The organism is Kitasatospora sp. NPDC001175, assembly GCF_053598215.1.
Window position 1 is genome coordinate 1 of record NZ_JBSFJU010000119.1, and the last position, 11,827, is coordinate 11,827.

General features: G+C 70.0%; 11 protein-coding genes, 1 pseudogene and 1 riboswitch. Of the genes and pseudogenes, 9 read left to right on the forward strand and 3 right to left on the reverse strand.

Annotation, left to right across the window (positions count from 1 at the left end; translation table 11 throughout):
• Both ACWDAK_RS38905 and ACWDAK_RS38910 read right to left on the reverse strand, forming a co-directional pair.
• Positions 1-251 (reverse strand): hypothetical protein (locus ACWDAK_RS38905; protein ID WP_449806561.1); only part of this gene is annotated, 251 nt, incomplete at its 3' end.
• Between the two features lie 779 nt (positions 252-1,030).
• Entirely contained in the window at positions 1,031-1,450 is a 420-nt protein-coding gene (locus ACWDAK_RS38910; protein ID WP_427396114.1) for a MarR family winged helix-turn-helix transcriptional regulator, read from the reverse strand.
• Between the two features lie 98 nt (positions 1,451-1,548).
• Here ACWDAK_RS38910 and ACWDAK_RS38915 point away from each other — a divergent pair, with 98 nt between their 5' ends.
• Positions 1,549-2,370 carry an SDR family NAD(P)-dependent oxidoreductase gene (locus ACWDAK_RS38915; RefSeq protein ID WP_344641447.1) on the forward strand — a complete coding sequence of 274 codons (822 nt, stop codon included), beginning with the start codon at positions 1,549-1,551 and terminating at the stop codon, positions 2,368-2,370.
• A gap of 98 nt (positions 2,371-2,468) precedes the next feature.
• Positions 2,469-2,888, forward strand: a complete 420-nt coding sequence (locus ACWDAK_RS38920; RefSeq protein ID WP_427396113.1) for a DUF6841 family protein — start codon at positions 2,469-2,471, stop codon at positions 2,886-2,888.
• A 223-nt stretch (positions 2,889-3,111) separates the two neighbouring features.
• On the opposite strand, the gene ACWDAK_RS38925 is transcribed toward ACWDAK_RS38920, so the two are convergent.
• Positions 3,112-3,759: an alpha/beta hydrolase family protein gene (locus ACWDAK_RS38925; protein WP_427396116.1), complete on the reverse strand. Its 648-nt coding sequence runs from the start codon at positions 3,757-3,759 to the stop codon at positions 3,112-3,114.
• Between the two features lie 723 nt (positions 3,760-4,482).
• On the opposite strand from ACWDAK_RS38925, the gene ACWDAK_RS38930 reads away from it, so the two are divergent.
• The 7 genes and pseudogenes from ACWDAK_RS38930 to ACWDAK_RS38960 all read left to right on the forward strand — a co-directional run bounded on the left by ACWDAK_RS38930 (position 4,483) and on the right by ACWDAK_RS38960 (position 11,308).
• Positions 4,483-5,019 (forward strand): CAP domain-containing protein, encoded by a 537-nt coding sequence (locus tag ACWDAK_RS38930; protein WP_427396112.1) that lies wholly within the window; start codon positions 4,483-4,485, stop codon positions 5,017-5,019.
• Between the two features lie 108 nt (positions 5,020-5,127).
• Entirely contained in the window at positions 5,128-6,687 is a 1,560-nt protein-coding gene (locus ACWDAK_RS38935; protein ID WP_427396111.1) for a sigma-70 family RNA polymerase sigma factor, read from the forward strand.
• An 873-nt stretch (positions 6,688-7,560) separates the two neighbouring features.
• A riboswitch (guanidine-III (ykkC-III) riboswitch) is annotated at positions 7,561-7,631 on the forward strand.
• A gap of 8 nt (positions 7,632-7,639) precedes the next feature.
• Positions 7,640-7,843, forward strand: a pseudogene (locus ACWDAK_RS38940) (CBU_0592 family membrane protein); the annotation flags it as partial.
• Between the two features lie 72 nt (positions 7,844-7,915).
• On the forward strand, positions 7,916-8,308 hold the full coding sequence (locus tag ACWDAK_RS38945; RefSeq protein WP_344641449.1) for an ACT domain-containing protein: 393 nt from the start codon (positions 7,916-7,918) through the stop codon (positions 8,306-8,308).
• 130 nt (positions 8,309-8,438) lie between these two features.
• Positions 8,439-9,338 carry a hypothetical protein gene (locus tag ACWDAK_RS38950; RefSeq protein WP_427396110.1) on the forward strand — a complete coding sequence of 300 codons (900 nt, stop codon included), beginning with the start codon at positions 8,439-8,441 and terminating at the stop codon, positions 9,336-9,338.
• A gap of 138 nt (positions 9,339-9,476) precedes the next feature.
• Positions 9,477-10,295, forward strand: a complete 819-nt coding sequence (locus ACWDAK_RS38955; protein WP_427396109.1) for a lipase family protein — start codon at positions 9,477-9,479, stop codon at positions 10,293-10,295.
• 350 nt (positions 10,296-10,645) lie between these two features.
• Complete coding sequence (locus tag ACWDAK_RS38960) at positions 10,646-11,308, forward strand: hypothetical protein (protein WP_427396108.1); 663 nt, start codon at positions 10,646-10,648, stop codon at positions 11,306-11,308.
• Positions 11,309-11,827 lie beyond the last annotated feature (519 nt).

Consider the following 11,827-nt stretch of genomic DNA (forward strand, 5'->3'; position numbering starts at 1 on the left):
GCCTGGCCCGACGCCCGGTCGATGAGGGTGAAGTCGCTCAGCGGCCCCCAGGCGGTGCTGTCGCAGGAGCGGCCGAACACGGTCGGCAGCTCGTGGCTCACCTCGTGGCACTGGATCACTTCACCGACCCGCTTGCCGGGGGTGCCGGCAGCGGCCTGGTGCGCGCTTCCGTCGGCCGCGCCGGCGGCGCCGACACCGGTCAGGCCCAGGACCGCGGCGGCGATGCCGGTCACGAAGAGCAGTCGTTTCATGGGGGAACCTCCCTGGTCAGGATGGGACTCCGCAAACGGTTCCCACGTGATCCATCTGTGTATCGGCCCATTCGCGTGATCACGACACCCCGGTGATTGTGATCTCTGAGTGAATCTGCAGGGGGCAGTGCGTTGACCTGCGGTCCTGCAGGTTGCTTCAGACGACGGCGCTGGCTTCCTGGATGTCTCCGGTCTCCTCGGTGGGGCGTTTTTGCTGTTCGGATGGTGGCTGGGGTCGGTCCTGCAGGTATGCGGGAATGCTTGGGTCGCCTAGCGTTGTGCCCTGGAGTCGAGGGGCCGGCGGTCACCCGGGGTGCGTGCAGGCCTGTGCCGCGAAGGGCCTGGGCCCGCTGGTGCTGCCCACTCCGACCCTTCGCGTCCTTCGGGCGGCTCACGGTCTCAGCTGCGCCCCGCCGTTACCTTGATGCCCGCCCCGGACGACTCGCCGGTACCTTGGCGGCTTGGTCACGGAGCAATAACGCGCAGGTCAGAGCATTGGTGGGAGCGGGACTGACACCTTGATGTCCGTCCCGGGCGTCGGGATGGGTGACCCGTCGCAGCGAAGTTTCACCAGTCTCAGCGGAGTTTGACTACTGGCGAGTTCGTCTCATCGAAGTTCGACCGGTTGCTGGATCCGTCCGTTGTTCGGTCTCGGTGAACCGACGAAGCTGGCGAACGGCGCGCCATGTGTCTCAGTGAACGTGGCAGAGGCGACGGACAGGATCCGGTCCGGTCCGCCGGGGTCGTCGATGTCGGGCTGGAGTCCGCGGCGGCCGCTGTCATGTCTCCAGCATCAGTTGCAGGAGGTCGCGCAGGGACTCGCGTTGCTCCGTGGTGAGCCGGTCCAGCGGGGCGGTGGCGAAGGGCATGCGGGCTCGGAGGTCGGCGATGACGGTGCGGCCGGCCGTGGTGGCTGCGACGAGCTTGACGCGGCGGTCGCCGGGGTCGGGGGTGCGCTCGACCAGGTCGCGGGACTCCAGGCGGTCGATGATCGGGGTGACGTTGGAGGGCTCCGCGTGCAGGCGGTCGGCGATGCGGCGCATCGGGACCGGTTCCTCGGCGGCGAGCAGCGCCTTGGCCTGGAGCGGGGTCAGCTCGTGGGTGGTGGCGGCGGCCTCGGACTCCTGGGCGTAGCGGCGGTTGACGGCTGCGAAGAGGCTGATGACCTCCTCGGTCAGCTCATCCGATGACTTGGGCATGGGGTCGAGTCTACCGATGTGCTTGACAAAGTGAAATATCGTTCTTCATAGTTATGGATGATAGTAGTTATGAGTCATAAGTAAAGGATCTTTGAGCGATGAGCACCAAGACCGTCCTGATCACCGGGACCTCCTCCGGTATCGGCCTGGCCACCGCCGTCGCCGCCGCGCGCAGCGGCTGGCAGGTGATCGCCACCATGCGCGACACCGCCAAGGCGGGCGCGCTGCTCGCGGCGGCGCAGGAGGCCGGGGTGGCCGTCGAGGTCCGCGCGCTGGATGTGACCGACCCGGCCTCGGTCGAGGCATGCCTTGCCGGCCTCGACCGTCTGGACGCGCTGGTCAACAACGCCGGCGCGGGCCACCTCGGCACGCTGGAGCAGGGGAGCGTCGAGGACGTGCGCGCCGTCATGGAGGTCAACTTCTTCGGCGTCCTCAACGTCACCAAGGCCGCCCTGCCGCTGCTGCGGGCGAGCAAGGGCCGCGTGGTGACCGTGACCAGCGTGGGCGGCGTGATCGGCCAGCCCTTCAACGAGGCCTACTGCGCGGCCAAGTTCGCCGTCGAGGGCTTCATGGAGTCCCTCGCCCCGGTCGCGGCCACCACCGGTGTGTCCGTCAGCGTGGTCGAGCCGGGCGCGGTGGCCAGTGAGTTCGTCAGCAACGTGGGTGGCCGTGACACTGCGCTGGAGCAGGCCGGCCCGTACGCGCCCGCGCTGACCGCCTACCTGGCCCGTACCCGCGACGCCTTCGCCGCCGCGCAGACGCCGCAGGGCGCGGCGGAAAGCATCGTCGAACTGCTGGAGGCCCAGCGGCCCGCCTTCCGGGTGCAGACCTCGGATGCCGCGCGCGCGTTCACCGCCGTGAAGCTTAACGACGGCGACGGCTCGGCCGTCCAGGCGCTCACCGGCGCGTGGATCGCCTAGAGAACTCAACGCAAACAGAAACCGCCACCGGGGTCCGGCGCGTTTCACCGCGCCGGCCCAGGCGGCCCGTATCCCACCACACCGAGGAGATGTTCACCTTGTCCCGTACAGACCTGTCGCTCGTCGAGGAGAACGCGAAGCAGTGGTTCGAGCGGTATGCGACGACCTTCATCGAACTCGCGGGTTCCGGCGCGACCGATGCGACCCCGTTGCTGGAGTACTTCGCGGTCCCCCTCACGATGACCACCTCCACCGCCCACCTGACCGTCACTACGACGGAGCAATTGACCGCGGCACTCGGCCAGGAAATCCTGGCACTGTGCGAAGCCGACTACGGCAGCAGCCAGGCGCTCGACCAGGTGATCCGCGTGCTCAACGACCGGTCGGCGCTCATCGAGGTGACCTGGGCCCGGTACACCCGGGCGGGTAGCGAGTTCCAGCGCACCCGGGTCCTCTACCTGGTCGCACGGACCGCAGAAGGTTGGCGTATCACCGCCGCGTCGGTCCTCGCCCCCTGACCGGTTCAGCCTCGGCAACATCGAGCTGTGATCTTCTGATCCGGCAAGGCCACGCGCTGGCACTCCTGGCCCTGGCTTCACCCCGAGTCCTTCGCGACGGAGAACGAAAGCGAGTCCACGGCCGGCAGGCGGTCAAGCTTCGGTGAGACGGGTCAGGGTGTCCTCTGAAAGGCGATCTTGACCGATTGCCGAGAGATTTTGACGGGCTGACGCAGCCGCTTCGTTAGAGCGCCAGGCCTGCCAGCCAGGTCGTGACTGTCCGGGTGATCAGTGTCAGCGTCTCGGTTGCCGGCAGTGGCGCCGAGGCGGGCGCCGCGAAGACGTGGTCCGCCGCCGGCACGTCGGCCAGGCGCCAGCCGGCTGGCAGGGCGGGGAACTCCTCCGGCCCGCCGTACGGGTCTTTCTCGCCCTGTACGACCAGCGTCGGTAGCCCGCTGCCGAGCAGTTCCGCGGCCCGCGAGTCCTCCGGCTGGCCCGGCGGGTGCAGTGGGAAGGCCATCGCCAGCACGGCCGCCGCGCCGCTCGCCGCGGCGGTCCGGCAGGCCACCCGGGCTCCGGCGCTGCGGCCGCCGACCACCAGCGGTACGCCCTCGGCGGCCAGCCGCTCGGCGACCGGCACCCAGCCCGTGTCCAGCGTCTGCGGCTCGGGCGCTTCCTTCTCGCCGGCCACCTTCCAGGGCTGCTCGACCAGCGCCACGGTGATCCCGTGCGCGGGCAGCGCGGCGGCCAGTGCGGCCAGGTCCGCCGCCTCGATCCCGCGCCCGGTGCCGTGCCCGAGGCCGAGCACGGCGCGGGCCGGGCCGAGCGGCCGGTGCCAGCTGATCCGCGCATCCCCCACCGGCGTGGCCACCAGGGTCTGCTCGATCTCCATCGCGCCGCCCGACCCGCCCCCCGTCATGCCGGCCGCCTTTCCTGTCGTCCCGGTCGCCATCAGGTCGGGTGTACCGCTCTTGTCTGCCACCTGATCATCGTAGATCGCACACCGACCTGCCCCGGAGACCCGGGGTTGCGACCGCGGTCCGCTCCTTGTCGCCCTGGCCGGGTGGGTCACCGCGGATCTGTCGGCGGAGCGGGGTCCCGGTGGACGGACCAGCAGGTGGGGCTGGGGTGCGAGAACTGCTTTTCGGATTTCGTTATCGGGGTCCGGTTCGTCGGTCTCCTGGGGGTCGGCGTGAACGACGCGTCGGCGGGGAGCGAAGGCGGATCCATGAGTAGTGAGTTCGAGACCGTGGTGATCGATGCGGTGGTGTCCGAGTCGGATGCTGCGGGCGGTGGCGGGTCGGGGGTGTCGCGGCACGGGCGGGGGTGTGGTCGGCGGCGGGCTGTGGGGCGGCCGCGTCGGCTGGCGGCGGTTGCGGGGGTTGTGGGGTTGGTTGCGGTCACGGGTGGGGTGCTCGCTGCTGCGGCGTCTTCGGGGGGTGGGTCTGCTTCGCCGTCCGCCGCGGCCGGGGTGGTGTCGCCGGGGGACGGTGTCGTGTCCGTTTCCTCGGTTCAGCCGACCGGTTCGCCGAGTTGGGCGGTCACCGCGACCGCGACGGCGAGTGGTGCGGCGACCCCGTCGGCGAGTGGCGCGGCGATCCCGCCGGCGACCGGCATGCCGACCGGTACGTCGAGCGGTACGCCTACCGTTCGGAAGGCTCAGGCGAGGTCGGCGAGCAGTGCCCCGGCGATTCCGGCGGCCCGTAAGCCCACTGGGTCCGTCACGCACAGTGCGCCGGTCGCGGGGACACCGGCGACCGGTACCGCTGCCCGGTTCGCCCAGCAGATAGTCGACGCGGTCAACGCCGAACGTGCCAAGGCCGGCTGCAAGCCGCTCACCGTGAACGCGAAGCTGCAGGCCGTGGCGCAGGAGCACTCCGACGACATGGCCGCGCGTAACTACTACGAGCACGACACCCCGGAAGGCGTCGACCCCGGCACCCGGATAACCAACGCCGGGTACGGCTGGCAGAACTGGGGCGAGAACATCTACCAGAGCCCGAAAGACCCCGCCACGGCCATGGACGGCTGGATGAACAGCCCCGCACACCGCGACAACATCCTGGACTGCGTCTTCACCCAGACCGGCGTCGGCGTGAACCTCAGCGCCAACGGGCCCTGGTGGACCGAGGACTTCGCCCGTCCCCAGTGAACGGACGGTGAGCCCACCGCCGGCTCGATTCCTGTTATTTTCCCCCTCCCGCCGGGGTCTCACACGGCGCGGGAGGAACGATCATCCAGGTGAGGACGTCGGACGTTGATGAACAGTGAAAGCGGCAGCGAGACGGTCACCGCGGCGCAGGCAGGGGACGCGGCGGCCCGGGAACGGTTGATAGCCGACCACCTGCCGCTGGTCTACAACGTCGTCGGCCGCGCGCTGGACGGCCATGCGGATGTGGACGACGTGGTGCAGGAGACCATGCTCCGCGTCGTCAACTCCCTGGACGCGCTGCGCGAGCCGTCCTCCTTCCGGTCCTGGCTGGTGGCGGTGGCGATGAACGAGGTCCGTCGACGCTGGACGGCCCGGAAGGCGGCACCCGTGCCGGGTCTGCAGGAGCTGACGCAGGTCGTCGATCCGGCCGCCGACTTCGTGGACCTGACCATCCTGCGACTCGGCCTGACCGGCCAGCGCAAGGAGGTCGCCGAGGCCACCCGCTGGCTGGACGAGCGCGAGCGCGACCTGCTCTCCCTCTGGTGGCTGGAGACCGGCGGCGAGCTCACGCGGGCCGAACTGGCGGCGGCCCTCGGCCTCACACCGCAGCACACCGCCGTACGCGTCCAGCGGATGAAGGAACAACTGGAGATCGGCCGCCAGGTGGTGCGAGCACTCGCCGCCGACCCGCCGTGCGCCGAACTCTCGGCGCACACCACGGCCTGGGACGGGAAGCCAGCCGTTCTGTGGCGCAAACGCATCGCCAGGCACATCCGCAACTGCCCGCACTGCGCCGGGCACCAGCACACTCTGGTACCGGTCGAGGGACTCCTCGCCGGCCTCCCGCTGCTGCTCCCGCCACCGCACCTGGCCGCCTCACAGCACCTGGCCGCGTTCGCCACCACGGCCGCACAGCCGGCACCCTCCCGCACGGCGCCCGCGCCGACACGGTCGCCCGCCCCGACACGCAGGCTCCACCCACGCGATGGGCGAGCGGTCAGGGCGGCCAAGGCAGCCGGGGCAGTCGCGGCCGCCTTGACCGTCCTCGCCGGAGTGCAGATCCTCCGACCCGACCCGGACCACGCCGCGTCCGCCCCGTCGGTCTCGGTCACACTCGCACCCCCGGCGCCAGCCCCCACCACGCCGTCTCCCATACCATCGGCCACCGAGTCCCCGTCCCCGCCGCCCGCCACCACGGCTTCACCGCCGCCCGCCACCACCGCTTCACCGCCGCCCGCCACCACCGCTTCTCCGGAGGCCGCCACCACCCCGTCCGCGCCTCGCAAGACCCTCGAACAGCAACTCGTCGACCTGATCAACCTCCAACGGGCGAAGAACGGCTGCAGGCCGCTGCGCGTCAACCGGCGCCTGCACGCGGCCGCGCAGGGGCATTCCGACGACATGGCCGCCGCCGGCTACTTCGACCACGTCGACCCGCGCGGCGAGCACGCCGACGACCGCATGACCGCTGCCGGCTACCAGTGGAGTGCGTGGGCCGAGAACCTCGACCGGGACACGAGCTCGCCGAACACGGTGCTGAAGGACTGGTCGGACGGCGCGATCCACCAGCAGAACATGCTCGACTGCCAGTACACCGACGCCGGTGTCGGCACCGCCCCCAACACGGACGGCCTGCTCTGGACCCTCGACCTGGGCAGCCCCGGCTGACAGCCCTGCCAGTCCGCTACTCGCGTGCCACTCGCAGCAGGTGTGTGGCAGGCCCCGGAGGTCGGGGTGCCGGTGCTGATGGTGGAGGTCGACCGCGCCACGATGGCGCCGGCCCGGGTGGCGGCGAAGTTCACCGCCTACCGCGGGCTGTTCCGCGTGAAGGTCCGGGACAACGACCCGGCCCTCACCGACGAGGAGCCGGCCGACCGCACGGTGCACTGGTGGCGTCGCGCCCCGGGCACACCCGCGCCGGGTACCCGCCGGTCGCCCTGGCCGTCACCGACGCCGGACCGGTCGGTCTGGCCAACCGGCAGCAGGCCGTCGCGGACCTGTCCGCCGACTGCTGGGGCGGCAGTTGGTGGACCGTCACGCGGCACGACAACGACGACGGCTTGCGCGAGTACGACGACGCCGTGCCCATCGTCGCCACCACCCTGGAGCTCCTGGCCGAGCACGGCCCGCTCGGCCCCATCTGGTGGCGCTACGGCCGCCCCCCGGCGGGCGGGGAGGGCCGGGCCGCCAGCTCTCACCGTTCTGCCGCGGTCCCGATCCCGCAGTTCCACTCGGGCGCCTCGCAGCCTGTCTGCGCGGGGCAGGAAGGGCTCCCGTCACCGCCCCGGCGGGCGGTTACCGCTGTGCCGGGGTCTGGCCTGGGCGCAGCGGTGACAGGTCCTCAGGGCTCCTGCAGGGCCCCGGCCCGGACGACTGGGGGCTGGTACCTCGGCGCTGTCCCGGCATGGTTCGCCGGGCCTCGGAACTCGTGGGCTGGGATCGGGTGGGACCCCGCCGGGTGGCCGTGTGTTGTGTGGTTGTCGGTCCTGGTCGCTGCCATCCGGTTGCGTCCGGGTTGCGCCGTCTGGGCTACAGCGAGCGGCGGTGACGCCGTTTTGGCGTCGCCCCGGACGAGAGCGTTGCCGTACCCGGTCCAGCAAAGACGGCTCGCAGCGCACTCATGCATCGCATCGATCTCGTCGAAATCACCGGTTCCCTCCTCATCCTCGTCGCCTTCGTCGCCGGTCAGGCGCGGCTCCTGCGCGGGGACTCGCGCACCGCCCTGTCGCTGAACCTCGTCGGCTCGGCGACCCTCGCGGTGATCGCACTGCGCCAGGGGTCCTGGGGCTTCCTGTTGCTGGAGGGCACCTGGGCCCTTGTGTCCGCCGTTTCCCTGACCGCCGTGCGCCCGCGCTCGGCGGATCGTTCCGAACACCACACTCCCGAGGAGACCCCCGTGGCAGGAGAGAAAGACCTTCGCAAGCTGCTCGCCGGAATGAGTCCGCAGCTCAATGCGGGCGAGTACGTGTTCACGGTCGCCCCCGACGGCCGCATTCCCGCCGGCGTCCGTCCTGTCGTCACCGTTGCCGAGGAGGAGGGCCTGACCCTCGTCCTGCCGAAACAGGATGCCGACCGGGCAGGCCTGGCCTACGACTACGTCGCTGGCTGGATCACCTTGCGCGTGCATTCCGCGCTGGAGGCGGTCGGCCTCACAGCGGTCTTCGCCGAGGCCCTGGCCCAGGTCGGACTCAGCTGCAACGTCGTCGCCGGCTTCCACCACGACCACCTGTTCGTTCCCTACGCCGACGCACCCCAGGCCCTGGCCGCCCTGAAACAGCTCACCCACTGACGGACACGGCACGCCCCCCCCGGGCCGCCCCGCGCACGGAGATGCGCGGGGCGGCCCGGGGCGCCGACCGCTCTGCCGCGCCGCACCCGGACGGCTGGAGCTGGCCCTGTACAGCAGCCGGCCCGCGCCCGTGGACCGGGACCTGGGCCGCCCGATGCACGACTCCCCGCTGGTGCGCGGCGCGATGTGGCTACGCTGGACCGGCCACGACGGCATCCGCACCCTCCACCAGGGCGCCGACCTGGACCGCGGCTGGACCGAGAAGGACGTCGACGGCCTGGACGGATGGGTGGCCCTGGTCGGCGGCCGGATCGTCCTCGGAGCCCAGCCGGGCACCCTCCCGGAGCCCATCGTCCACGCCGAGGCGTGGCAGGCCGGCGCGATGCTGCACGCAGCCCTCGCCCAGCACCCGGGCCACCCCGACCGCGCCCCGGACGAGGACGACGACCAGGAGCACGGGCTGCTCGGCGACGTCCCTCACCGGGTCCGCCGCCGGGCGGCCGGGATGACCCTGGAGACCATCCAGCAGGCCCTGCACCGGGCCCGGGACGACGAGCGCACCGCCGACCGGTACGCCGACGCCGGAGACGAGACCGCCTACGCCACCGCGGCCGCCATCCGCGCCGAGTGGCAGCGCGTACGCGACCACACCGCCCAGACCCGCGCCGAGCGCTACGACCCCGACCACGACACCGCCCTCCAGCACGCGCTGCGCGCCGAACGCCACCGCCAGGACGTCGCCGAATGCGCCCGCGAGGCCGCCCACCAGGCCCGACAGAGGTCCGACGCCACCCACCGCCGCCTCGCCGGCACCACCGCCCAGCCCCTCTACACCGCCCTGGAGCGCGCCGGCCTCCACACGCTGACCAACGACGACCACCAGGCCGTCCGCGACCTCACCCAAGGCCTCGCCCCCGCCACGCTGCGCCAGGTCATGAGCTGGCTGGAGCGCACCCGCACCGCGGCCGCCGCGTTGCGCGGTGCCGGGCAAGCCCCGGCCCGGCCCGTCGTGCGGCGTAGCCGGTTCTGACCAGCCGCCTGCGGCATCGACGACGTTCCCGGTGCCGCGCCGCTTCCAGACGGGTGATGGCCCGGTGCCGCGGGCCATATTCGTTCGTATGCGGGGCTATGTTGCTGGGCGACCCGCACCGGCTTCTGGAGGACACCGATGACCATCCCGGCCCTGGACCACTCGACGACCCGCTACTCCCTGGCGCACGCTTACTGGATGGCCCAGGCGGCCGGGCTGGCCATGCAGGACCCGGATGACATCGAGGCCCAGGCCCGTGTGTGGGGCTTCGACGAGGTGCGCAACTTCCAATCCCCGCACCGGATGCCGTTCCCGATCGAGGACACCCAGGCCTACACCATGGCCAGCGACCGCATGATCGTCACCGGGTTCCGCGGCACCGAGGTCTTGAAGATCTACGACTGGCTGACCGACGTCGACACCCCGCCCGTTCCTGGCCCGGACGACAAGGGCTTCGTCCACTACGGCTTCAACCAGGCTCTGCGGGCCGTCTACCCCCAGATCCGCGACACCGTCCAGGAACTGCGCACCAACGGGCAGAGCGTCTGGTTCACCGGCCACAGCCTCGGCGGCGCCTTGGCCATGCTGGCCGGTGCCCACTTCTACTTCGAGGAACCGCGCCAACTGCCCGACGGGGTCTACACCTACGGCCAGCCCCGCACCTGTGAGCGTCTGCTCGCCGGCCTGCACAACACCGCCTTCAAGAACCGCTGCTACCGCTTCGTCAACAACAACGACATCGTCCCCCACCTCCCGCCCGAGCCGTTCTTCACGCACGTCGACACCCTGCGCTACTTCGACGCCGACGGAAAGCTCCACGAGACCATGCCGCTCATCGCCGGGCTGAAGGACCAGGTCAAGGGCTACCGCCAGGGCATGTTCGCCCCAGAGACAGACGGCATCAACGACCACCACATGCGCAACTACCTGGCCGCGTTCGAGAAGAACCTCGCCTGAGGGGTCCCGGCGACACCATAGACCCTTTCACGGCGCGCGCCGGCTCGGTGAGCCGATGCAGACCGATCCTCCTGTGGCAGGTCGCTCGGCCACACGGCGCGCATCGTTGGCGACGGTGCGAGATCGGGCGGATACTGAGGTTAGTAAGTGCACAGAGTGTTTGAAGTGTCACGCTCCGTAGCCGTCCCCGAGTTTCACTCCATGTGAGTGCCAGGTGGCATCGCTTCTGGGAGCTTCGGCCTTAGTCAGGCGCCCGTGACCGTGCCGGGGCCTGCCGTCGCAAAAACGAGCCGATCCGACTGTCCGCACTGGCGCCACGGTACGCATTACCCAAAAGAGGAGAATGCAAGATGGGCGAGTTCGATTACATGCTGCGCGTCAAGAACGATTCCGGGGAGACCAGGGATTTCGCAGTATTCCAAAAGGCCCCAAAGCAGGACAAGAGCATTCAATCGCTTGCCTGGTTCGTGAAAACAATCCACGACAACCCTGCTATGGATCCGGCCGCGGATTCCGCCGCCTTCAAGTGGAACGAAGACTACTCTTTCGTGTGGTCCGAGACCGGAGAGCTCAACGATCAGGTGCATTTCGAGGCCAGCGACGCCTGGCCTGCCGACACCAGTGCGGTCAAGACTTCATCGACCAGGAAAAAGGCGGGTGATCAGGTCGGTTTCGACAAGGAAGGTGGTGCATATACCTTCCAACAGGTCGACAGGCCCAACGATGTGCAAAAGGGCCAGTTGCTCGTTAAGTGCGGAGGTAACACCGAAAAGAAGAAGACGAGCATTGGACTGGCCATGTATGGATCGCCATTCTTTGCCGTGCAGGCCGAACCCAATTTCAACTGGATCTTCGCGCCGGAGCCGGAATACTGGATCGTCGCCACTAAGCTGGTCAAGGGAGACGCAATCTCCGCGGTCGGCATGAGCAACGCTTACAAAATCGACTTCTCGCTGTCTAATGACGTAACCGTCACATACGACGGCCAGAATCGATTTTCGCAACAGAGATAGAGCGGCCCGGCGGGGCGCGTGCAGTGGACCTGGCCCTGCCGCCCGGTGAACGATTGGAACGCCGAACACGAAGCCAGCCACCCGCCCGACCTCACCCGCCGTTGGCAGCTCGACCGACAGCGCCGGGCCATCCGCTCCCTCGCTCACCAGCTCGGCCTGCGCCCCCGGGCCGTGCGCCGCCACGCCAAGGGCAGCCGCTGGCCCGCCAGGCAGCCCCTCGCCGCCACCTCGCAGGCTGACCGCCGACCACCCGGCCACCCGCCGGCACTGCAATGCGAGGTGCAACACAGGTGCAACGCGGGGTGCAGCACAACGACAGTGTTGCACCCCGGACCTGCGGAAATAACCAGAAAACCGCCCCCTGGGTCCACTGCACCGAGCCCGCCGGGCACCGGCTGTGCCAGGTATGCCAAGTGGTATACCGCTGGGTATCCTGTCTGGTATGGCGATGACGACGATAAAGGTGCGGGCCGAGGTGCGCGATGAGCTTGCGCGCCTGGCGGCCGACGACCTCGGCGG

Bases quoted from the DNA above. Each gene is read 5' to 3' on its own strand.
- ACWDAK_RS38935 (WP_427396111.1), top strand. From the start codon at position 5,128: ATGAACAGTGAAAGCGGCAGCGAGACGGTCACCGCGGCGCAGGCAGGG.
- ACWDAK_RS38930 (WP_427396112.1), top strand. From the start codon at position 4,483: ATGCCGACCGGTACGTCGAGCGGTACGCCTACCGTTCGGAAGGCTCAG.
- ACWDAK_RS38955 (WP_427396109.1), top strand. From the start codon at position 9,477: ATGACCATCCCGGCCCTGGACCACTCGACGACCCGCTACTCCCTGGCG.
- ACWDAK_RS38910 (WP_427396114.1), bottom strand. From the start codon at position 1,450: ATGCCCAAGTCATCGGATGAGCTGACCGAGGAGGTCATCAGCCTCTTC.
- ACWDAK_RS38925 (WP_427396116.1), bottom strand. From the start codon at position 3,759: ATGGAGATCGAGCAGACCCTGGTGGCCACGCCGGTGGGGGATGCGCGG.
- ACWDAK_RS38960 (WP_427396108.1), top strand. From the start codon at position 10,646: ATGGGCGAGTTCGATTACATGCTGCGCGTCAAGAACGATTCCGGGGAG.
- ACWDAK_RS38915 (WP_344641447.1), top strand. From the start codon at position 1,549: ATGAGCACCAAGACCGTCCTGATCACCGGGACCTCCTCCGGTATCGGC.